The 21,609-nt window shown below is 70.7% G+C and carries 17 protein-coding genes; 6 read left to right on the plus strand and 11 right to left on the minus strand.

Annotated elements, in window-relative coordinates:
* Positions 1 to 20: 20 nt before the first annotated feature.
* Positions 21 to 1,217, plus strand: coding sequence for a family 1 glycosylhydrolase (locus QOL16_RS02755; protein ID WP_139197565.1), 1,197 nt, complete (start codon positions 21 to 23; stop codon positions 1,215 to 1,217).
* A gap of 362 nt (positions 1,218 to 1,579) precedes the next feature.
* On the opposite strand, the gene QOL16_RS02760 is transcribed toward QOL16_RS02755, so the two are convergent.
* Positions 1,580 to 2,485, minus strand: coding sequence for an ankyrin repeat domain-containing protein (locus QOL16_RS02760; protein WP_139197564.1), 906 nt, complete (start codon positions 2,483 to 2,485; stop codon positions 1,580 to 1,582).
* 81 nt (positions 2,486 to 2,566) lie between these two features.
* Here QOL16_RS02760 and QOL16_RS02765 point away from each other — a divergent pair, with 81 nt between their 5' ends.
* Together QOL16_RS02765 and QOL16_RS02770 are read left to right on the plus strand one after the other, a co-directional pair.
* Entirely contained in the window at positions 2,567 to 3,790 is a 1,224-nt protein-coding gene (locus tag QOL16_RS02765) for a glycosyltransferase family 4 protein (RefSeq protein WP_071283962.1), read from the plus strand.
* Complete coding sequence (locus tag QOL16_RS02770; protein ID WP_071248983.1) at positions 3,787 to 4,440, plus strand: sugar transferase; 654 nt, start codon at positions 3,787 to 3,789, stop codon at positions 4,438 to 4,440. The genes QOL16_RS02765 and QOL16_RS02770 overlap by 4 nt, the downstream gene beginning before the upstream one ends.
* A gap of 201 nt (positions 4,441 to 4,641) precedes the next feature.
* Here the strand turns inward: QOL16_RS02770 and QOL16_RS02775 are convergent, their stop codons facing one another.
* From QOL16_RS02775 to QOL16_RS02820, 10 genes are all read right to left on the minus strand, one after another.
* Positions 4,642 to 5,772: a glycosyltransferase gene (locus QOL16_RS02775; RefSeq protein ID WP_071248981.1), complete on the minus strand. Its 1,131-nt coding sequence runs from the start codon at positions 5,770 to 5,772 to the stop codon at positions 4,642 to 4,644.
* Entirely contained in the window at positions 5,769 to 7,013 is a 1,245-nt protein-coding gene (locus tag QOL16_RS02780) for a glycosyltransferase family 4 protein (RefSeq protein WP_139266367.1), read from the minus strand. Before QOL16_RS02780 ends, QOL16_RS02775 begins: the two co-directional genes overlap by 4 nt.
* A gap of 11 nt (positions 7,014 to 7,024) precedes the next feature.
* A complete protein-coding gene (locus QOL16_RS02785; RefSeq protein ID WP_139266366.1) occupies positions 7,025 to 8,245 on the minus strand; it encodes a hypothetical protein in 1,221 nt (406 codons plus the stop codon).
* Positions 8,242 to 9,510: a hypothetical protein gene (locus QOL16_RS02790; protein WP_071283953.1), complete on the minus strand. Its 1,269-nt coding sequence runs from the start codon at positions 9,508 to 9,510 to the stop codon at positions 8,242 to 8,244. Before QOL16_RS02790 ends, QOL16_RS02785 begins: the two co-directional genes overlap by 4 nt.
* Complete coding sequence (gene wecB / locus QOL16_RS02795; RefSeq protein ID WP_071283948.1) at positions 9,507 to 10,652, minus strand: non-hydrolyzing UDP-N-acetylglucosamine 2-epimerase; 1,146 nt, start codon at positions 10,650 to 10,652, stop codon at positions 9,507 to 9,509. Before wecB ends, QOL16_RS02790 begins: the two co-directional genes overlap by 4 nt.
* Positions 10,649 to 11,731: an NAD-dependent epimerase/dehydratase family protein gene (locus tag QOL16_RS02800; RefSeq protein ID WP_071283945.1), complete on the minus strand. Its 1,083-nt coding sequence runs from the start codon at positions 11,729 to 11,731 to the stop codon at positions 10,649 to 10,651. Before QOL16_RS02800 ends, wecB begins: the two co-directional genes overlap by 4 nt.
* Positions 11,728 to 12,789, minus strand: coding sequence for an SDR family NAD(P)-dependent oxidoreductase (locus QOL16_RS02805; RefSeq protein WP_071283942.1), 1,062 nt, complete (start codon positions 12,787 to 12,789; stop codon positions 11,728 to 11,730). Before QOL16_RS02805 ends, QOL16_RS02800 begins: the two co-directional genes overlap by 4 nt.
* Positions 12,790 to 12,896: 107 nt before the next feature.
* Positions 12,897 to 14,303 carry a polysaccharide biosynthesis tyrosine autokinase gene (locus QOL16_RS02810; RefSeq protein ID WP_071283939.1) on the minus strand — a complete coding sequence of 469 codons (1,407 nt, stop codon included), beginning with the start codon at positions 14,301 to 14,303 and terminating at the stop codon, positions 12,897 to 12,899.
* A gap of 131 nt (positions 14,304 to 14,434) precedes the next feature.
* On the minus strand, positions 14,435 to 14,863 hold the full coding sequence (locus QOL16_RS02815; RefSeq protein WP_071283936.1) for a DUF3060 domain-containing protein: 429 nt from the start codon (positions 14,861 to 14,863) through the stop codon (positions 14,435 to 14,437).
* Between the two features lie 104 nt (positions 14,864 to 14,967).
* A complete protein-coding gene (locus QOL16_RS02820; RefSeq protein ID WP_071283933.1) occupies positions 14,968 to 17,706 on the minus strand; it encodes an Ig-like domain-containing protein in 2,739 nt (912 codons plus the stop codon).
* Between the two features lie 204 nt (positions 17,707 to 17,910).
* Here QOL16_RS02820 and dnaK point away from each other — a divergent pair, with 204 nt between their 5' ends.
* From dnaK to QOL16_RS02835, 3 genes are read left to right on the plus strand one after another with little or no spacing between them, the layout of a single operon-like run.
* A complete protein-coding gene (dnaK, locus tag QOL16_RS02825) occupies positions 17,911 to 19,776 on the plus strand; it encodes a molecular chaperone DnaK (protein WP_071283930.1) in 1,866 nt (621 codons plus the stop codon).
* Between the two features lie 2 nt (positions 19,777 to 19,778).
* On the plus strand, positions 19,779 to 20,453 hold the full coding sequence (locus tag QOL16_RS02830) for a nucleotide exchange factor GrpE (protein ID WP_071283927.1): 675 nt from the start codon (positions 19,779 to 19,781) through the stop codon (positions 20,451 to 20,453).
* 23 nt (positions 20,454 to 20,476) lie between these two features.
* The gene (locus tag QOL16_RS02835) at positions 20,477 to 21,478 is read left to right on the plus strand and encodes a DnaJ C-terminal domain-containing protein (protein WP_065964182.1); all 1,002 of its coding nucleotides are present in this window, start codon (positions 20,477 to 20,479) and stop codon (positions 21,476 to 21,478) included.
* Positions 21,479 to 21,609: the final 131 nt, after the last annotated feature.

The raw sequence follows: 21,609 nt of genomic DNA on the forward strand, positions 1-21,609 counted from the left end.
CCGACGCACCGAGAGGACCCATCATCACCACGCTGCAGTTCCCCGACGGCTTCCTCTGGGGCGCCGCCACCGCCGCCCACCAGATCGAGGGCAACAACGTCAACAGCAACTGGTGGGTGCACGAGCACGAGCCCGACACCACCATCGTCGAACCCTCCGGCGACGCCGCGGACAGCTACCACCGCTACCGCGAGGACATCCGGATCGCCGCCGACCTCGGCCTGAACTCCTACCGGTTCAGCATCGAGTGGGCGCGCATCGAGCCCGAGCGCGGCCACGTCTCGCGTGCCGAGATCGACCACTACCGCCGCATGGTCGAGGCCTGCCACGAGGCCGGCATCGAACCGATCGTCACGCTCATGCACTTCACCGTCCCGCGCTGGTTCGAGCGCGACGGGTTCTGGCGCGCCGACGACGCCGCCGACCTCTTCGCCCGCTACACCGAGGCCGCGCTCCCCGTCGTGCAGGACGGCGTCCGCTACGTCTGCACGATCAACGAGCCGAACATCGCCGCGATGCTCGCCGGGGGCGAGGACGCCGCGAACCTGGTCGCGTACGGGCTCCCCAACCCGGACCTGCACGTGGCCGACCAGCTGCTCGCCTCGCACAAGCGCTCCCGCGAGGTCCTGTCGCAGGTCTCCGGCCTGCAGTCCGGCTGGACCATCGCGACGCAGGCGTTCCGCGCGAACGGCGAGCCCGGGTCCGAGCAGATGCTCCGCGAGTACGGGTACCCGCGCGACGACTGGTACCTCGAGCAGGCCGCCGGCGACGACTTCCTCGGCGTGCAGGCCTACACGCGCACGTTCATCGGCGCCTCCGGGCCGGTCCCGGTCGCGGAGGACGTCGAGACGACCCTGACCGGGTGGGAGTTCTACCCCGAGGCCTCGGCCGACGGACTCCGCAGCGCGTGGGAGCTCTCCGGCCACGTGCCGCTGATGATCACCGAGAACGGCATCGCCACCGCCGACGACTCCCGCCGGGTCGCCTACACCCAGGGCGCCCTCGAGGGGATCCACCGCTGCATCGAGGACGGCATCGAGGTCCTCGGCTACCAGCACTGGTCCCTGCTCGACAACTACGAGTGGGCCTCCGGCTACCGGCCGACCTTCGGGCTCGTGGCGTGGGACCGCGAGACCTTCGCGCGCACGCCGAAGGACTCGGCGCGCTGGTACGGGAAGGTCGCGCAGGCGAACGCGCTCGAGACGCGTCGCGACTGACGCGACCCGGTGACGGACGGGCGCGCCCCGCTCGGCGGCGCGGGGGTCCGCCGAGCGGACCCGCTGACGGACGGGCGCGCCCCGCTCGGCGGCGCGGGGGTCCGCCGAGCGGACCCGCTGACGGACGGGCGCGCCCCGCTCTGCGGCGACGCGGAGCGTTGCGCGGGGCGCGCCGACCGAGCCTGCGAGGGAGGACGGTGTCAGCTGGCACCGCGCCTCCCGTCCGTCGTCCGGTCCCGGACCCGACCCCGCCCCCGATGGAGCAGTCGTCGTCGGGTCCGCCGGCGTGACCCGACGACGACTGCTCCATCGCGGGCCGTGTCGCGTTCCGCCCGTCGGCCCCGCGGGTCGCGAGCCGGGTGTCAGACGGCGGGGTCGTCGGTGGCGGGCCGGTCGTACCAGGCGAGCAGCGCCTCCTCGGCCCGGCGCGCACCGCGCTCGCGCGCGAGGTCGAGCGCCGTGCGGCCCTCGGCGTCCGGCACCGTGACGTCCGCGCCGCGTTCCAGGAGCGCCTCGATCGTGCCGCGTCGGTCGAACCACGCGGCGGCGTGCAGCGGGGCGAAACCCCAGCGGGGGTCGACCTCGTCGATGCCGGTCGGGTCGACGCCGAACCCGTCCAGCTCGAGCGACAGGCCCCCGACGTCACCGTGCCCGGCCGCACGGACCGCCGGCGCTGCCCACTCCAGCCAGCCGTCCGGCACCGGACCGTGCCAGCCGTGCGCCGGACGCTCCCCGAGGTCGGTCCACACCTGCTCGTGCACCGGCCGCACCGCGATCGCGACGTCCCGGAAGTGCACCGCGAGCTCGCCGGTGGGGGAGAGGAGCAGCCGGAGCTCCCAGACGTCGGCGTCGACGTGGGCGATCTCACCGCGCGAGACCTGCACGTCTCCGGCCAGGACGGCGAGCGGAGCGGTGTCGGCCGGTTCGAGCACGGCCCGCTCGAAGTCGAGCGTGACCTGCGCGTGGTTCCAGCGCCGCCACAGACCGTCCGGGGTGTCGAGGACCTCGTCGGTGCGGACCACCACGACCGCCCGGACCGACCGGGTCGGGGCGTCGTCGATGCCTGCCGTGTCCTGGGCGCCGGACGGGGTCTGCTGGTCGGTGTCGTGCCACGCGGCGATCCGGGCTTCGTTCCAGGTCACGGAGGCGAGGGCCGCGACCGATGGTGGGGCGTCGGTGACCAGGCGGGCGAGGTGTTCGGCGTAGCCCTCGACGTCCTCGAACGAGACGTACCCGACACCGGGCCAGCCCACTCGACTCCATCGCACGCTCCGACAATACCGGGGCGGGATGCGTCCGGACGGCGCTCCTCTGTGGACATACCGGACACAAGATATTAAAATTCTGGGATGGCAACCCGATCGACGCACCTTCGAGTCACCATCGTGACGCAGTACTACCCGCCGGAGATGCAGGGCTGGATCCCCGCCTCCGTTGCGCGCGGCCTCGCGGAGCGGGGTCACGACGTCACCGTGGTGACCGCGTTCCCCAACTACCCCTTCGGCCGGGTGTTCCCCGGTTGGAAGCAGCGGTTCCGGCACGCGGAGCGGGACGGGGCGGTCACCGTCCGTCGCGTGCCCATCGTGCCGGACCACTCGAGCAGCGCGCTCCGGCGCATGGTGAACTGCCTCAGCTTCGCCGCGTCCTCGCTCACGCGCACCCTCGACGCCCGGCATGCCGACGTCGTGTACGTGCACAGTGCACAGCCGACAGCCGCGATCGGCCCGATGCTGTGGCAGTTGCTGTTCCGCACGCCGTACGTCCTCCACGTGCAGGACATCTGGCCCGAGTCCGTCACGGGGTCCGGATTCGTCCGGAGCGCGGGAGCCGCGAAGGCGGCACAGGTCGCGCTCCTCGCGTGGCTCCGCCGACTCCACCGGCGCGCCGCGCACGTCATCGCGATCGCTCCGGGCGCTGCTCGACTCCTGGTCGAGCGGGGGAGCAGGGACGCGGACACGTCCGTCGTGCTCAACTGGGCGATGCACCTCCCCGAGCCAGCAGCGCGTGACCGCGACGGAACGACGACGATCGTGTACGCCGGCAACCTCGGCCCGAACCAGGGTCTGGACCCGATCATCCGAGCCGCCGCGCGCTGCCGCGATCTGCACGACCTGCGCTTCGTCTTCGTCGGCGACGGGATGGCTGCCGACGACCTCAGAGCCACCGCGAGTGAGATCGGCGCGACGAACATCGACTTCCGACCAGCGGTCGCGAGAGAGGCGATGCCGGGCGTGCACGCGGGTGCGGACTTCGAGATCGTCTCGTTGGCGGTGGCACCGATGTCGCCGATGACCATCCCCTCCAAGCTCCAGGACGCGCTCGCCAACGGGGTGCCCGTGATCGCTGCGGTCTCCGGTGACGCGGCGGAGATCGTCCGCGAGGGCGCAGCCGGGTTCGTCGTCGACCCGTCGGACGTCGACGCGATCGAAGCCGCCTTCCGGGCAGCGCACTCGACCGTCGGAGCGGAACGCGACCGGATGGCGGCGAACGCTCGTCGCGTCGTCGAACAGCGGATGCACCCCGGTCCTGCGATCGACCGCATCGAGCAGATCCTGTCGGAGGCAGCCCGATGACCCGTCGTCGGCGGGAGCGCTCGTGGGCGCACCGGAAGCGGCTGCTCGACCAGATCGTCGCCGTCGCGCTCCTCGTCCTGCTCGCACCGCTGTTCATCGTCGTCGCCGTCGCCATCCGCTGCGAGGGGAGCGGACCGGTGATCTACCGACAGACACGACCCGGCCTCCACGGAGTCCCCTTCCAGATCGTGAAGTTCCGGACCATGCGCCCCGACGCCGAGCTCGAGCGGCTGGGAACGGACGGCGACCACCTGCGGATCACCCGGCTCGGGCGCCTGCTCCGCACCACGAGCATCGACGAGCTCCCGAACCTCGTGAACGTCGCCCGCGGCGAGATGAGCATCATCGGGCCGAGGCCGCTCCTGATGTCCTACCTGCCGCTCTACTCCGAGCGACAGGCCAGGCGGCACGAGGTCCGGCCGGGGATGACCGGACTCGCACAGGTCAACGGTCGCAACGACTCCGACTGGGACACCCGGTTCGACCTCGACGTGGCCTACGTCGACGGGTGCTCGTTCCGGCTCGACGTCCGCATCCTCGTGGCCACCGTCCGCACCGTCCTGACGGCACGCGGCGTGTCCGCGCCCGGGCACGCGACGATGGTGCGCTTCACGGGAGTCGATCCGGGGAACGAGCGCGTGAGCGTCTGACCCCGAGCACGACGAGACCCCGGCACGGACGACGTGCCGGGGTCTCGTCGTACCGGGTTCCCCGGTACGACGTGCCGGGGTCTCGTCGTACCGGGTTCTCCGGCACAGATGACGTGCCGAGGTCTCGTTGTCCCGGGAGATCGTTCCCCCCCCCCCCCCCCCCCCCCCCCCCCGCACACCGACTGTGTCGAGGTCCGGCCGTCAGAGCCCGAGTGCCAGCTCGAAGACGTGGGGTGCCGGCCGGGCCGAGCGCCAGGCGTCGTAGGCATCGGCCGCGTCCGTCGCACGCCGTGTCAGGGACACCTCGTCCTCGCGGGCGAGCTGCTCGAGGACGTCTGCCCATCCGTCGTCGGGCACGACCTCCCCGCCGCCGGCCGCGACGCGTCCGGACCACGGCGTGGTGTCGGGGAGCAGGACCGGGCGCCCGACCGACATCGCCTCGACGATCGTGTGTCCGAAGTTCTCACCGGCCGTCGCGGTCACCATGGCGTGCGCGTCCTCGATCGAGGCGAGCACCTCGTCGTGCGTCCGCGTTCCCCGGAACTCGACGCGGACGTGGCCGGGCAGCGCGCGGGCGAGGGCCTCGCACTTCCGCCCGTACGCCTGATCGTCGACCGGGCCGACCACGACGAGACGCACCGGCACGGAGACCTCCGCGAGTGCCTCGAGCAGCAGGTGCGTCCGCTTCTTCGGACTGATCCGTCCCACCGTGACCAACTCGAGTCGACCGGCCACCCGGACCGGCGAGCGCCTCGCGACCGCGGGCAGCATCGTCTCGTTCTCCCGCACGACGACCACGGCGTCGTCACCCACCACCGCCCGGATGTTCGCCGCCTCGAGCTCGGTGGACGCGTGCCAGACGGTCCGACGGAACAGCCCCGCGTGACGGGCGAGGGTGAGGTACCGGTGCTTCTTCGCCTGCTGCAGCGCGAGCGCTCCCGGGTCGAACTCGCCACGGGGCGCGACGAGCAGCCGTCCGCCCCGTGGTGTCGCGCATCGCTCCAGGAGCGATGGGAGGATGCCGAACAACGGATCGAACACGCTGTTGGCGTAGGTGAGGTCGGGACGAGGACCACGCCTGATCGCCCGAGCGAGCCGCAGGGTGCCCGTCGGCCCGCCGGTGTCGAGGAAGTGGACGGTGCGGTGGGCGTCGCGGACCGGCGACCGAGGGACGTCGAGGCGCACACGCGCCTGGAGGTCGCGGTCACGGGTGAGCACCTCGACGTGCATCCGAGACGGTGCCGCACGCGTCAGGGCGTCGAGCGTGCGGATCGGTCCGCCGCCGGCGACAGCGGGCGGGAAGTACGGTGCCAGGACCCGGACGGCGGTCACCGGTCCGCCCCCCGCTCGGAGTGGCGTTCCACCGCGCGGGCGAGGGACGCACGCCACGCCCGTTCCGCCACCGCTCGGGCGTAGGTCCGCTCGACGTGTGCACGCGCGCGGCGTCCGCGCGCGTCGGCGTGCTCGCGGTCGCGGACACCGTCCGCGAGCGCTGCCGCGAAGGCAGCCTCGATCGTCGGTCCGAACGGCACGAGCGTGCCGACGTCCGAGGGGACCGCCTCGGTCGCTCCGCGGGTCGCGGTCGTGACGACGGGCAGGCCGGAGGCCATCGCCTCGATGAAGACCACGCCGAACCCTTCCTCTCGGGAAGCGAGGGCGAAGAGCGACGCGCTGCGCAGCAGCGTCGCGAGTTCCTCGTCCGAGGGTGAGCTCAGCACGTCGACGACGTCCCGGAGTCCGAGCTCGTCGATGAGCTCCAGGTCCGCGGTGGGCAAGGTGTGCCGACCGGCCAGCACCAGACGGTTCCGCAGGCCGTGCTCGTGTCGAGCGATCGCGTAGGCGCGCAGGAGCGTCCGGATGTCCTTCCGAGGGTCGTTCAGGCGACCGGCCATGACGACGGGGCCGTCCGCGGCGCGGCGCTCGGCTGGCCGGTGGACGTCCGTGTCGACCCCGAGCGGGAGGACCTCGACGATCTGACCGGTGCGCTCCCGCAGGACGTCCGCCATCGACGCGTTGACCGTGACGATGGTCCCGGCCAGGTCGAGGGCCCGCGCGTCGTACCGCGCCGTCGCGGCCGTGTTCGCGCGCAACAGCGCACCGCGGACTCCGCGTGTGACCGCGAGCCGAGCCGACCGTTCCTCCTCGACGAGGGATGCGACCTTCAGCACCCAGGGGATGCGCACGTCCCGCATGACGGATCCGATGGCCGGGGTCCCGGCGATCACGAGCGCGGCATCACACTCGTCGATGACCTCGGTCAGGACACGGCGTGGCCGGTACCGGTTCGACTCGAGCTCGGGAAGCACCGTCCCGACGTCCCAGACCTCGTGGCCACCGAACGTCCGTGATCGGGCCGTCGGGCCGCGGAGGAGCGAGGCCGGGCGCAGCGGAGAGGCGTGTTCCGGAGCGCCGCGGAACATGCGAGGGGACACGAACCGGACGGCCCACCGCTCGTCGTGGGGGACGTGGCATCCTCCGAACGCCGATGCCACGAAGTCCGCCACGGCGGCGAGGCCCCCGCCTCGAGCTTCAGGGGTGCGGTACTCGGGTACCACGATGGCGAGAGTGCGCAAGGGCGGCTCCTTCACGAGAGGCCCGGACCGGGCCGGGGACGAGGTGCTGACGAGGGGGCGACGAGCGTCGCGAGACTCCACCACCACGCGACGGCGCCGAGGACGGTGACGACAGCGGCAGCGGCGACGATCGCGTCGATGCCGTGCGACGCGGCGATGATCACCGCGGGCAGTCGCACCGCGGCCGTGGCGATCCTGACCGACACGATCCGACGACCGTTGCCGATCGCGCGGTGCGCGACCTCGGGGACGGCCGCGACCATCTGGAAGAACAGCTCGACGGCGGTGAGCAGGAGGACGGGCTCGACGGTCCTCCAGGTCGCACCGAGCAGTGCGCTGCCGAGGCGGTCGGGCGCGGACGCGAGGAGGACGAGGGCCGGCAGAGCGAGCCCCGACAGGACCGCGGTGTCGATCACGAACGGACGCAGACCGCATCCCGATCCGAGGTGCTGGACCGCCCGGGGGATGAGCACCGCGCGGGAGGCGGACAGCGCAACGGTCACCGGGCCCGCGAGCGTGCCGGCTCCGCGGAGCGCTGCGGCGATCGACAGGCCGCCGATCGCCGTCGCGATCCAGGTGACGAGCTGCACGACGCCGCTGCCGATCACCGTGTCGCTCGCGAAGGCGATCGACCGTGCGTCCGTCACCGGCGTCCTCGCCCACGACGGGACCACGTCCGAACGCGTCACAGCCGCAGCCGTGTACCCGATCAGCGCGCCGCCACCGGCCCAGAGGGCGAAGGCGGTGAGGCCGTCCCACGCGCCGAGGAGCGTCCCGACGAGGGCGATCACGCTCGCCGTGCACACGACCGTCTCGAGGACGACCGCCTGCCACGCTGCCCCGGTCGCGAGCAGGACCGCCCGGACGCACTCACGGAGCGTCAGGCCGTGCGCGACGACGGCTCCCGTGACCAGGTAGGCCGACCCGGTCGCCACGCCGGCGCCGAGCAGTACGACCGCCCCGACGAGCCCCATGACCGACGCCCGACCGAGCATCCTGGTCCCGCGGGGACGACGGTGCGCGTCCGCGACCAGGGGATCGGTCACGGCCGACTTGCTGAGCGCCGTCAGGAGGACCAGGGCGGCCACGGCGACGCCGAACCGACCGGTGTCGTCGACGGAGGACGTCCGCGCGACCGAGACCGCGACGAGCAACCCGGAGGCGCTCGCGAGCGCCGTCGCGGTGAGGGCGGCGACCGCACGACTCCGGACGAACCCGTGCAGGCGCCTCACGACTGCCGCACCGTCGACGTGGGAGTCGCTCGCGTCGGGAGGTACCCCCGGACGGGTGATCGCCGAGCCCACACCTGCAGCGCCACGAACACCGGAAGCGTCGCGACGAGCGCCTGCAGCGCGCCGATCGTCGAGTCGGGCGGTGTCCCGAACCACGAGAGCGGGCCGTTGAGAGCGAGCGTGAAGAGGATGAGGGCGTACGGACGCCGCGCGATGCCGGACCACGGCCGGAGCGTCATCACGAACGCCGCGTACCCGGCGTACAGGAGCACCACGGCGAAGGCTCCCCAGAAGAACCACACGGTCGCCACCGGGAGGAACGTGTACGACGAGAAGGGTGCGCCGCCGAGGTACTCGTTGATCAGATTGCCGGACGAGAGCGCACCGCGGTCGGGGTCGAGGAACCGGGGCACGAGGCCGTACCGGATCACCTCGCCGAACCCGGGCTGGCCGAGCTCGTGACCGGGCCCCAGGTCGGCGGCGCGGCCGATCTGCTCGTCGAAGCGGAGCCGGTCGCTCGCCGTCAGGTCGGTGCTCACGTCGATGCCGTTCGCGAGTCGCAGCTGGTTCCGGACGGCGAAGACGGTCGGCCAGACGACGGCGACGAGCCCGATCGCGGCGACGATCCACGACCGCGGCACGAGTTCGGTGAGGTACGCCAGGACGGCCAGGAGCACCAGGAACCCGACCGCGCGCGCCGTGATGGTGGTGACGGACGCGGACACGATCTGCGTCAGCAGGAGCGCACCGATCCAGCGGAGGGCGCCAGCTCGGCTCAGACCCCCCGTGTGCCGGGCCGTGATGAGCAGCGCCAGCGCGACCGCTGTCCACGAGGTGAAGGGCGTGAGGACGGCGGCAGCGCCGGAGGGGAGCTCCCCGTCGACCTGCGATCGCAGTGTCCCCGCACCCAGCACGACGGAGGCGAGGGTCGCGGCGATCGCGACGACGCTGACGATGCGCGCGAGCACGGCGAGACGCTCCGGGTGCCAGGCCGACGGGGAGGGGACCCTGGGGGACGGGTTGCGCGGGGACGTCGCGACCGGCCTGCCGGAGCGGCGTTCGGCGACCGCGATCGACGCGACCGCGGCCTCGACGGCGAACGCCCCGGCGATCGCGAGCGCCGACGTCCGGATGATGAAGTCGGTCTCCGGGTTGCCGTACCAGACCGCCGTCGGCAGGAAGAGCAGCACGTACGGAGCAGCGACGGCGAACGTCGTCGGGAAGCGCAGCGCGAGCTGACGACCGACGGATCGCGTGGCGTTCACGGTCGACGCCGGATGCCCAGGTTGGCGTGGTGCGCGTGCGCGGTGCCGAGGATGAACCCGACCACGCGGCGGGCCGTGTCCGGCACCGCGTACTCCGCCGGCGCCGACTGCCGTGTCGTGGCGGTGGCGCGAGCGAAGCGAACCGCTTCGGTCACCGACCGGGTGGCGACCCCGGCGGTCACCACCGAACCGGTGTCGATCGCCTCCGGACGCTCGATGCGCTCGCGGAGCGTGACCGCTGGGAACCCGAGCATGACGGACTCCTCGCTGATGGTGCCGGAGTCCGACAGCACCACGAACGCCGAGCGCTGCAGCGCGATGTAGTCGTGGAAACCGAAGGGCTCGTGCAGGATCACCCTCGGCCAACGGCTCGCGTCGATCCCGGTCAGGGACCTGCGCGTCCGCGGGTGGGTGGACACCAGGACCGGCAGGTCGTGCTCGTCCCCGACGGCCTGGACCGCATCGAGCAGTGCGATGAGTCGTTCCGGGTCGTCGACGTTCTCCTCGCGGTGCGCGCTGACCAGGACGTAGCCGTCCGGCTCGAGTGAGTACTGCTCGAGGGCGTCGCTCTCCGCGATGGACACGCTGTGGGCGGCGAGTACCTCGCACAGCGGTGACCCGGTCAACACGACGCGGGCGGGGTGGATCCCCTCCGACAGCAGGTTCCGTCGCGCGTGCTCGGTGTACACGAGGTTGTAGTCGGCGACGTGGTCGACCAGGCGCCGGTTCGTCTCCTCCGGGACGTTCTCGTCGAAGGACCGGTTGCCGGCCTCCATGTGGAACACCGGGATGCGCATGCGCTTCGCGATGATCGCGGCCAGTGCGCTGTTCGTGTCCCCGAGCACGAGCACGGCGTCGGGCCGCTCCGCCAGCAGGACCTGCTCGGTCTGGCGCAGGACGTCGCCGAGGACCGCGCCGAGCGACGACGTGTCGATCGACAGCTGGTGGTCGGGCTGGCGCAGTCCGAGGTCCTCGAAGAAGACGTCGTTCAGCTGGCGGTCGTGGTTCTGCCCGGTGTGGACGAGGACGTGGTCGCACGTCCGTTCGAGCAGGTGGATGACCTCGGACAGTCGGATGAGCTCCGGCCGGGTGCCGACGACGGTCAGGACCTTCGTCCGGGGGTGGGTCGCGTTCGTGGTCATGCGGGGTCCTGGATCGTGTCGGGTCGGGCAGGGTCGAAGAGCTCGTTCGTCCAGAAGAGCGTCACGAGCGGTGTGGTGCCGGTGTTGGTGAGGGAGTGCGCCCACAGGGTCGGCATGTCGACGGCGACGGGTCGGTCTCCGCTCACCCGGATGGTCCGGCGTTCGTCGGTGAGCACGCGCCGGAGGGTGATGCGGGCCTCGCCCTGCACCACCACGAAGCGTTCGACCTTCCGACGGTGGAAGTGGTCGCCGCGGGTGACACCCGGAGCAGTGGTCGATACACCGGTCTGCCCGGGACCGCCGTGTGCGCGGACGATCTCCGTGAAGGTGCCCCTGTGGTCGGTCGATGCTGTCAGGGGGTGCACCGGCTCGATCGCCGACGCGTAGGAGCGGTACGTGTTGAAGAGGTCTCGTTCGAACTGGGAGTCCAGGGCGGGGATCTCGCCGTGGCGGTAGACGTCCGCCTGCGCCGTGATGCGTCGGGCCAGGTCGGGGACGGAGACGGTCGTTCCTCGACGGTCGAGTTCGGCCTGGTCGATCGAACCGGACAGGGCCTCGGCCACGTCCTGCGCGTGCACGAAGGTGCGGACGTCGTCGGAGTCGACGGTCGGTCGTTCGCCCCTCGCGATCCGGTGGCAGAAGGTCTGCGTGACGCCGTTGTGGTAGGGCGTCCCGTGCTCGCCGAAGACGTTCTGGATCACGAGGTCGACGAACTCGGCCTGCCACCGAGCTGCTGCCGCCGCCAGCACCTCCGCCGCACGGGACTTCCCCTCGGTGTAGGGGTTGGTGCCGCGCATGCCGCTGTTCGCGTAGACGAGGCACCGCGGCCGGGCGCCTGCTGCGTCCAGGGCGGACACGAACCGACGAGCGAGTTCGACGTTGCCGTCGCGGACGTCGTGGTCGGAGCCCCGGGAGATCCCGGCCACGTGGATCGCGGTGTCGACGGCATCGAGGCCCCGGACCGCTGCAGGACCGCTCGTCGTTCGCAGGTCGACGTCGATCCACGGCCGCCCTTCGGCGTGCAACACCGTCCGGAGGTGCCATCCGATCAGGCCGCCGCGCCCGCTGACGGCGATCACGCGGCGATCCTGACCAGGTCCCGCCCAGCACGCGCCAGCTCTGCGCGGACCTCGGGCAGGGAGAGCAGGAGGTCCTCGACACCGCGCACGTCCAGGCGCTCGACGCTGTGCGAGTCGTAGGCGATCCGGTCGGTCTGAGCGGGGTCGCCCTCGTCGACGTACGCCGAGTAGTTCAGGTCGCGGACGTCCGCGGGGATGCGGAAGTAGTCACCCATGTCCTGCGCGCGGGCGAGTTCCTCGCGGCTGGCGAGCGCCTCGGAGAGCTTCTCTGCGTGTCGCGTCCCGATCACGCGGAACGGTTCGCCCGAGAGGCCGAACAGGTTGGCCAGCGCGCGTGCGAGGTCCCCGATCGTGCACGATGCGGCTTTCTTCACGAACAGGTCACCCTGGTTGGCGTGCACGAAGGCGTGCTCGACGAGGTCGACGCTGTCGTCCAGGGACATCATGAACCGGGTCATCTCGGGGTTCGTGACGGTGAGCTGCTGGCCGCGGCGGATCTGGTCGATGAAGAGCGGGATGACCGAGCCGCGCGAGTACATCACGTTGCCGTACCGCACGCACGACACGATCGTTCCGGACTCGTGGTTGTTCAGACCGAAGGACAGCGCGACCTTCTCCATCAGCGCTTTGCTGATCCCCATCGCGTTGACCGGGTACACGGCCTTGTCGGTGCTCAGGCACACGACGGACTGCACGCCGGCCGCCTCGGCCTCTGCCACGACGTTCTGGCTGCCCAGCACGTTGGTGCGCACCGCCTCGAGCGGGAAGAACTCGCACGACGGCACCTGCTTCAGCGCAGCCGCGTGGAAGACGTGGTCGACACCACGGACCGCTCGACTGACGCTCTCCGGCTCACGCACGTCGCCGAGGTAGAAGCGAGCGCGCGGGTCGTTGAGCTCGTTCCGCAGCTGGTCCTGCTTGGCTTCGTCGCGGCTGAGGATCCGGACCTCGCCGACGCCCCGGGCGAGGAGACGCTTGGTGACGGTCTTGCCGAAGGAACCGGTGCCGCCGGTCACGAGGACACGGGAACCGACGAGGGAGGCGGTGTTGAAGGTCATGATGGTCCTGTCTTCACTGGATCGTTCTGGCTTGAGGTGGCTGGTGCGGCCGGCCTGGAGGCTCGACGCGCGTGTCCGCATCGGCCTGCGGCGGTGCGGTGGTCGCGTCAGTCCGCGACACGCGTCCCACGGACCGGGCGGAGGTCTGCCCGGGTCAGGTCGGCGGGAGCGCCGAGGTAGCCGTAGCTGTAGCGCTGCTGCGGAGCCTTCGCCATCGTCACGGCGAGGCCGAGCGTGTGGGCGTCTGCGCGCTCCAGCACGGCCAGTGCGTCGCGGAGTTCGTGCGTGTGGGACCGCCGGGCCGCGGTGACGACGATCGCTCCGGAGCAGGCCGCGGCCAGGACCGCAGCATCCGTCACCGGGAGCAGCGGCGGCGTGTCGATGATGACGTAGTCGTTGTCGGCGGCGAGCGTTGCGAGTATCTCGGTCATGCCCGTCGAGGCGAGCAAGTCTGCGGGGTTCGGTGGCAGGGGTCCCGTGGGCAGGACGGTTCCGGTGTCCCCCCACGGGACAGCGACGTCATCGAGCTCGGCGCGGCCGATCAGGACGTCGGTCAGTCCGGCGTGGTTGTCGATGTCCAGGCGGTCGGCGACGGCCGGACGTCGGAGGTCGCAGTCGACGATCGCGACCCGGGCGCCGCCCTCCATGAGCGCAGCGGCCAGGTTCACCGTCGTCGTCGTCTTGCCCTCGCTGGCGTTCGCCGAGGTGATGACGAAGACGCGCCCGTTCTCGCTCCGGCCGAGGAACCGGAGGTTCGTGCGGAGGGCGCGGAAGGCCTCGGCGAACACTCCTCGGCGGTCACCCTGGATGAACACCGGGGTCCGGTGCAGTCCGTTCCACCTCGGGATGACGCCGAGGACAGGACGATCGGTCACGGACTCGACCTCGGAGCGACCACGGATCTTCGTGTCGAGCAGCTCGCGCAGCATGGCGCCGATCACGCCGAGGGTCAGCCCCCCGGCCACCCCGAGGAAGACGCTCTTCGTGGTCTGTGGGGTCGCACGGTCCTCGGGCACGACGGCGGGTTGCACCGTCCGGATGGACACGGGGCTGGTCGATCCGGCGCTGGCCTGCTCGAGGTCGTCGGCGACGAGCGCCGTGAAGGTCGCACTGATCGCGTTCGCGATCGCCGCGGCGCGATCGGCCGAGGTGTCGTTGACCGTGAGGTTCAGCAGCACGGTGTCGTTGGGCGATGACGCCCGGACCCGCTGAGCCAGGTCCTGTGCGCTGAGGTCGAGACCGAGGTCGTCGATCGCGCGCTGGAGCACGCGCGGGGTGGTGATGATGTCGGCGTACGACCGCACGCGCTGCTCGGCGGCGTTGCCACCCTGAACGATGTCGGTGGCCGATCCCTGCTCGGCAGCGGCAACGGTGACGTAGAGGCGAGCGGTTGCGTCGTAGGTCGGGGTGGTCAGTGCGAGCTGCAGGCAACTGGCGGTCACGCCGAGGGCGAGTCCGCTCAGCACGACCGGCCAGCGGCGGCGCAGCGCGTGGAGGATGTCGGGGAGATCCATGTGGTCCTGTCGTCGAGTTCGTACTCAAATCCTAGCACGTGAAATATGAAACGGGCAATGCCCGCCGTGCTACGCGTACGACGAGGGCCAGCCGGTTGCCCGGTGGCCCTCGTGCGTGTGTGTGGGGGGTGTCAGTCGACGGTGTTGCCGGCGCCTTGGTCGTCGGTCTCGGGGGTGCCCGTCTTCACGTGGACTTCGTTGTTCGAGCCGAGGAGGAGGACGGAGTCGACGGTGTCGGCGGTGATGGTGTTGTTGCTGCCCTCGACGACGAGGGTGGTGGCCTTGCCGATGGTGATCGTGCTTCCGGCGGCGGTGATCGCGACGGCGGGGCACTCCTCGATCGAGCGGGTGGTGTGCTCGCCGCTGAGCACGGCTTGCTTGCCGTCGCATGCGTTGTCGTACGCGGTGGGCGCTCCCGGGTCGGAGGCGGGGGCGGTGGTGGAGGCGGTCGGGGTCGGCGTCTCGGCGGTGGGGTCGGTGTGCTGCGCGGAACACCCGGTGAGGAGGAGCGCGGCGACGGTGACGGTGAGGAGCGCGGTGGTGCTGCGTCGGATCGGCATGAGTGTCCTTCGTGAGTCGTGGAGGCGTGTGGGGGCCGGTGTGTGGGCGTGGGTCGGCGGCCGGTCGGAGCGGTGCTCCGGCCGGCCGCCGTGTGTCGCGGGTGCTACTGGGTGATGGTGAGGGGAACGCGGACGGTGTCGACCTTGTCGCCGGCGTCCTCCTGGACGATGCGGACGTTGTACTTGGTGGGGAGTGCGCCCATGTTGCGGTTGATGGTCCACTTGCCGCGGGCGTTCGCGATCCCGGTGGTGGGGTTCGTCGGGTTGTCGCCCCAGACGTAGATCGTGACCTTCGTGCCCGGCGTCGCGGTGCCGGTGAAGGTCTGGATCCCGGCGGTGGCGGTGCTGTCAGCGGTGGGGCTGGTCACCGTCAGGTCGGCCGGAGCGCCGACCCAGCCGTAGGGTGCGATGCGGATGTTGTCGATCTGGTTGACCTTGCCCTGGGCTGCGGGTTCCTGACGGACCGCGATCCGGTCGTAGTTCACCTTCGCGAGCCCGCGTCGGATCTCCCACTTCCCGGTCTTCTCGTCAGCCTTGGTCGTGATGTTGTAGGACTCCACGGCGGGGTTGTCGAGACCGAACGGGTTGAACACGATCGTCGCGCCTGGCGTTGCGGTGCCGGCGAAGACCTGGTCACCAGCGTTGAAGAAGTCGCCGTCCTTGAAGTTCGTCAGCTCCAGGTCACCCGGCTGGCCGACGCCGTCGTAGGGGCGGAGGTTCCAGTTCGTCAGCTCGTTCGTCACGCCGGGCTGCGCGGTCTGCTTCACGGACACCAGCGGGTAGGTCGTGTCAGCGAGTCCGCGACGGATCTCCCAGTTGCCCCACTGGTCGACCGTGGTGGTCTGGTTGTAGGAGGGGTTGTTGAACCCGTGGACGTTGAACGTGATCGTCGCGCCGACGGTTCCGCGGCCGGTGAACAGCTGCTCGCCGGGCACGAAGGTGCCGTTCTTGACGTGGGAGCTGATCTGGACCGACTCGGCGGTGATCGGCGCGGTCGAGGATGCGGTGGTGTCGGTCACGAGGGCGCCCTTGGACTTCGCCGAGGCCACGAGCTCGACCGTGCCCGAGCCCAGGCCCGTCAGGTTCCTGGTGAAGGAGCCGTCATCGTTCGCGACGGTGAAGGTGTCGATCTGCTTCCCACCGGAGGTGATCGTGACCTGGGCGCCCTTCGAGGACTGCCCGGTCACGGTCAGTGCACCACCGGTGAAGGTCGTCGGGAGCTGGATCGACACCGCGTCGCCGTAGTCGGCGTCGGTGGTGGTGGTCTGCGTGCCGTCGATGCCGGTCTGCTCGACCGTGAGGGTGTGCTTGCCGGCACCGAGCGGGTCGATCGGCAGGGACCACTCGCCGTTGCTGCCCACCTTCGCGGTGCCGAGCGTCGTGGTGCCGTTCTTGACCGTGATCGTGGCGCCGTCGACACCGGTGCCGGCCACGGTCGCCTTCTTGGTCACGTCCGCGTCGAACGACACCGCCGCGGTCGGGTCCGCGACCGTCGACTTGCCGGGGTTCACCGTGAGCTCCGCCGTCGTGCGGTTGTAGCCCTTGCTGATGGCCTCGACCACCAGGTGGTACTCACGGTCCTCGAGATCGCGGACGACCGCGCGGTAGGTGCTGCCGGTGCCGGCGACGGTCTCGGCGAGCACCTCGTCGGCGTGGCCCTTCTCGTAGACCTTCACCATCGAGCCGGACTGCGCCGCGCCGCGGACGGTCAGGAGGTCACCCGGCTCGAGCTCGGCCTCGTCGGCCGGCGAGGTGATCGAGACCCCGGTGCCGTAGTCGAGCGACACGCTCTGCGGGGTGGCGTCCTCGCCGCGGATCGTCTGCGTGACGGTGAGGTCGTAGGTGCCGGGCATGTTCGGCGCGTTCACGGGGACCGAGTAGGTGCCGTCGTCGGCCGACGTGGTCATCGCGATGCGCTTCTCGCCGTGGTAGACGTTGATCGCCGTGTCCGGGGTCGCCGTGCCGCTGATCGTCGCGACCTCGTCGACCGCGGAGCCGAACGCGCCGGTCGCGACCAGCGGGGTCACCGGGAGGTCCACGGTGACGTCGCTCTCGGAGATCACGTCGCCGCCGTCGTAGGCCGCGAGGTGAACCGTCGTCTCGCCGAGCGCGAGGTTCCGCAGCGCGGCGGGGCCCCACTTGCCGTCGGTCACGTCCTGGTCGCCGACGACCTGCTTGCCGTCCTTGTTCGAGTAGGAGACCTCGACGGAGGTGGCCTCGTCGGGTGCGATCCCGTCGACGAGCTTCGCCGTCCCGTTCTCGAGGTCGACGTCGGCGACGGACGCCGAGAGCCCGAACGGCGACTCGACGAACTGGAAGTCCTTCGAGGACGGCCGCTCCTTGCTCCACGCCAGGTGATCCGCGTTGTGGGGGCTCAGGTTTGACGTGAGGTATCGGCCACCCTCGGTCCTCGGGAGGCCGTTCTCGATCGTCCACTTAATTTCCTGGTACTGACCCGGCCTCGCACAAGTTGTCGCGTAGGTGTCTCGCCTGTCGTCGTATGCGGTGGCAGCGGAGAGGCAGCGGTCACCGGTCGCGAAGGTCCAGAACTGCCTCCCACCGATGATGCCGGCGCCGTGCGCGACGAACGTCGGAGTCGCGTCGTGCGCGTCCGCGAGCGAGTCGAAGTGGACGAGGTTCAGGTTGCCGTACGAGGGAGGCATCGGCGCCTTGTAGCCGTCGCCGTCGCGGATGATGAGCTGGAACTCGGTTCCGTCCGCGATCGTGCGGGACGCCTTGTCGTCGGCGGGTGTGGCCGTGGCCACCGGCCCGAAGCTCAGCCCGGTGGCGATGGTGGCTGCCGCGACGCCGGTCGCGGCCGCGGCTTTGAGGAATGACTTCATGAGAGGAGGGAATCCTTCAGGTCGGGCCGCGGTGACCGCGGCGGATGCTGTACGTCAAATATAACATACGCAATGTCTGCCCAGCGCTCTGCCTTCGTCCCGTGACTTGACACGACGCGACTCAGGTCTAGACTTGAGCGCAGCGGACGCAACTCTGCGTAGGCTTCAGCAAGACCACGCACCCGATCGAAGGAGCACCAACACATGGGACGTGCAGTAGGCATCGACCTCGGAACGACCAACTCCGTCGTCTCCGTACTCGAAGGCGGCGAGCCCACCGTCATCGCCAACGCCGAGGGGCTCCGCACGACGCCCTCGATCGTGGCGTTCACGAAGGACGGCGAGGTGCTCGTCGGCGAGACCGCGAAGCGCCAGGCCGTGACGAACGTCGACCGCACCATCGCGAGCGTGAAGCGCCACATCGGTACCGACTGGAAGGTCGACATCGACGGCAAGAGCTACACGCCGCAGGAGATCTCGGCCCGCACCCTGGGCAAGCTCAAGCGCGACGCCGAGCAGTACCTCGGTGAGGACGTCACCGACGCGGTCATCACCGTCCCGGCGTACTTCAACGACGCCGAGCGCCAGGCCACGAAGGACGCCGGTGAGATCGCCGGCCTCAACGTCCTCCGCATCATCAACGAGCCGACCGCCGCCGCGCTGGCGTACGGCCTCGACAAGGGCAAGGAGGACGAGCTCATCCTGGTCTTCGACCTCGGTGGCGGCACGTTCGACGTCTCCCTGCTCGAGGTGGGCAAGGACGATGACTTCTCCACGATCCAGGTCCGCGCGACCTCGGGCGACAACCGCCTCGGCGGCGACGACTGGGACCAGCGCATCGTCGACCACCTCGTCAAGAAGTTCAAGGACGAGCACGGCGTCGACCTGTCGACCGACAAGATCGCGAAGCAGCGCCTCAAGGAAGCCGCCGAGCAGGCCAAGAAGGAGCTGTCGTCGCAGATGTCGGCGAACATCCAGCTCCCGTACCTGACGCTCACCGCCGACGGCCCCCTGAACCTCGACGAGACCATCTCCCGCGCGCAGTTCGAGCAGATGACCTCCGACCTGCTCGACCGCACGAAGAAGCCCTTCAACGACGTCATCAAGGAGGCGGGTGTCTCGGTCAACGACATCGCGCACGTGGTGCTCGTCGGCGGCTCGACCCGCATGCCGGCCGTGGCCGAGGTCGTCAAGTCGCTGACCGGCGGCAAGTCCCCGAACCAGGGCGTCAACCCGGACGAGGTCGTCGCCGTGGGCGCCGCGCTCCAGGCCGGTGTCCTCAAGGGCGAGCGCAAGGACGTCCTGCTCATCGACGTCACGCCGCTGTCGCTCGGCATCGAGACCAAGGGCGGCCTGATGACGAAGCTCATCGACCGCAACACCGCGATCCCGACCAAGCGGAGCGAGACCTTCACGACCGCCGACGACAACCAGCCGTCGGTCGCGATCCAGGTCTTCCAGGGCGAGCGCGAGTTCACCCGTGACAACAAGCCGCTCGGCACGTTCGAGCTGACCGGCATCGCCCCGGCTCCCCGTGGCGTCCCGCAGGTCGAGGTCACGTTCGACATCGACGCCAACGGCATCGTGCACGTGTCCGCGAAGGACAAGGGCACCGGCAAGGAGCAGTCGATGGTCATCTCCGGCGGCTCGTCGCTGCCGAAGGAGGACATCGAGCGCATGGTCCGCGAGGCCGAGGAGCACGCCGCCGAGGACAAGGCCCGCCGCGAGGCCAACGAGCGTCGCAACCAGGCCGAGCAGCTCGTCTACTCGATCGAGAAGCTCATCAAGGAGAACGACGACAAGCTCCCCGCGGACGTCAAGTCCGAGGTCCAGGGTGACGTCGACGCGCTGAAGTCCGCCCTTGCGGGTGAGGACGACGACGCGGTCAAGGCCGCCTACGACAAGCTCAACGAGTCGCAGGGCAAGCTCGGCCAGGCGATCTACAGCCAGCAGGACGCGGGTGCCGCGGCCGGTGGCGAGCAGCCCACGGGCGACCAGGCGCAGCAGGACGACGAGGACATCGTCGACGCCGAGGTCGTGGACGACGAGGACGACAAGGACAAGAAGTAACGATGACGGACCGCAAGGACAACGTGCCGAACGAGTCTGTTCCTGAAGACCCGGCGCCCCAGGTCGAGGGCGACGCCACCAACGCACAGGAGCCCGAGGACCTCATCGAGGCGGAGGGACCGGACGTGGAACTCCCCACGGACGGCCCCGCCGCCGGTGGCCCCGACGCCGACGTGACGGACGACCTGTCGCCCGAGGACAAGGCCCTGCTCGGCGACGCCGCGCGCGGCATCGCCGAGGACAAGCTGTCCCAGGACGACCGTGACCTCGTCGCCGACATGCGCGCGGACATGCTCCGAGCACAGGCCGAGCTGGTGAACTTCCGGAAGCGCGTCGAGCGTGACCGCGAGGCCAACCGCGACGCCGTCATCGCCGAGGTCGTCCGGGCGCTGCTCCCGGCGCTCGACGACCTGACCCGCGCGGAGGCCCACGGCGACCTCGCGGACGGTCCGATGCAGGTCATCGGCCAGAAGATCCGCGGCGGCTTCGAGAAGTTCAAGCTCGTGCAGATCGGCGAGAAGGGCGAGACCTTCGACCCGAACGTGCACGAGGCGATCGTCCAGCTGCCCACGCCGGGTGCCACCGACCAGACCGTCGCGGACGTCGTGGAGCCGGGCTACAAGCTCGGCGACCGCGTCCTGCGTGCGGCCAAGGTCGCCGTGGCGGTCCCGGCCTGAGATCCGGGAGGAGGTAGGGATTCATGGCCAGTCAGGACTGGTTCGACAAGGACTTCTACAAGGTCCTCGGCGTCGACAAGACGGCGAGCGACGCTGAGCTGAAGAAGACCTACCGGAAGCTCGCGCGGCAGTACCACCCGGACTCCAACCCGGGCGACGCCGCCGCCGAGTCCCGCTTCAAGGAGATCAGCGAGGCCTACTCGGTGCTCTCCGACAAGGAGCAGCGCGCCGAGTACGACCAGGTCCGCGCCATGGGCTCGGGCGCCCGCTTCACCGCGGGTGGCCCGGGCCAGGGCGGCGGGTTCGAGGACGTCTTCGGCGGCATGTTCGGCCAGCAGGGTGGGCAGCGCGTCCGCTTCGGCCAGCAGGGCGGACGCGGTGGCGCCGGCGGGTTCGAGGACATCCTCGGCGGCATGTTCGGCGGTGGCGGCTTCGGCCAGAACTCCGGCGGCTACCGCGGCTTCGGCGGCCCGACCAAGGGCCGCGACGTCACGGCGTCCACGACGCTCGACTTCGCCACCGCGATCGCCGGCGACACGGTCAAGCTGTCGCAGGGCAACGGTCGGCCGGTCAACGTCCGGATCCCGGCGGGCGTCGCGGACGGTCAGAAGATCCGACTGCGCGGGCGCGGGGAACCGTCGCCCGACGGCGGTGAGGCCGGCGACCTCGTGGTCGCGGTGAGCGTCCGGAAGCACCCGGTCTTCGAGCGCGACGGGCTCAACCTCCGTGTGGACGTCCCGGTCACGTTCGTCGAGGCGGCGCTCGGCGCGACGATCCAGGTCCCGACGCTCGGCGGCGAGCCCGTCAAGCTGAAGGTGGCGCCCGGCACCCCGTCGGGTCGGGTCCTGCGCGTCAAGGGGCGCGGCGTCACGACCAAGAACGGCACGGGCGACCTGCTCGCGACCGTGCAGGTCGCGGTGCCGTCGCACCTGTCCGACAAGCAGCGCGAGGCCGTCGAGGCCCTCGCCGCGACCCTGCCGGACGAGGACCCCCGCGAGGACCTCCTCGCGAAGGCGCGCGGCTAGCACGAACCGTGCGCGCCACGGGCGCGCACGACACAGCACGACCCGGCCAGGAGGCGCGGCGCGGCTCCGTCAGGAACCTGCACCGCGCCTCCAGGCTGGGAACCGGACCACGCGGACGACGGAAGGGGCGA

Origin of the sequence: Curtobacterium sp. MCBA15_004, assembly GCF_001865055.2 — a bacterium.
Lineage (GTDB): Bacteria > Actinomycetota > Actinomycetes > Actinomycetales > Microbacteriaceae > Curtobacterium.

What these genes read in the sequence shown, in the direction of transcription:
- QOL16_RS02765 (WP_071283962.1), top strand. Translation starts at nt 2,567, where the DNA reads ATGGCAACCCGATCGACGCACCTTCGAGTCACCATCGTGACGCAGTAC.
- QOL16_RS02770 (WP_071248983.1), top strand. Translation starts at nt 3,787, where the DNA reads ATGACCCGTCGTCGGCGGGAGCGCTCGTGGGCGCACCGGAAGCGGCTG.
- wecB (WP_071283948.1), bottom strand. Translation starts at nt 10,652, where the DNA reads ATGACCACGAACGCGACCCACCCCCGGACGAAGGTCCTGACCGTCGTC.
- QOL16_RS02805 (WP_071283942.1), bottom strand. Translation starts at nt 12,789, where the DNA reads ATGACCTTCAACACCGCCTCCCTCGTCGGTTCCCGTGTCCTCGTGACC.
- QOL16_RS02810 (WP_071283939.1), bottom strand. Translation starts at nt 14,303, where the DNA reads ATGGATCTCCCCGACATCCTCCACGCGCTGCGCCGCCGCTGGCCGGTC.
- QOL16_RS02815 (WP_071283936.1), bottom strand. Translation starts at nt 14,863, where the DNA reads ATGCCGATCCGACGCAGCACCACCGCGCTCCTCACCGTCACCGTCGCC.
- QOL16_RS02820 (WP_071283933.1), bottom strand. Translation starts at nt 17,706, where the DNA reads ATGAAGTCATTCCTCAAAGCCGCGGCCGCGACCGGCGTCGCGGCAGCC.
- dnaK (WP_071283930.1), top strand. Translation starts at nt 17,911, where the DNA reads ATGGGACGTGCAGTAGGCATCGACCTCGGAACGACCAACTCCGTCGTC.
- QOL16_RS02830 (WP_071283927.1), top strand. Translation starts at nt 19,779, where the DNA reads ATGACGGACCGCAAGGACAACGTGCCGAACGAGTCTGTTCCTGAAGAC.
- QOL16_RS02835 (WP_065964182.1), top strand. Translation starts at nt 20,477, where the DNA reads ATGGCCAGTCAGGACTGGTTCGACAAGGACTTCTACAAGGTCCTCGGC.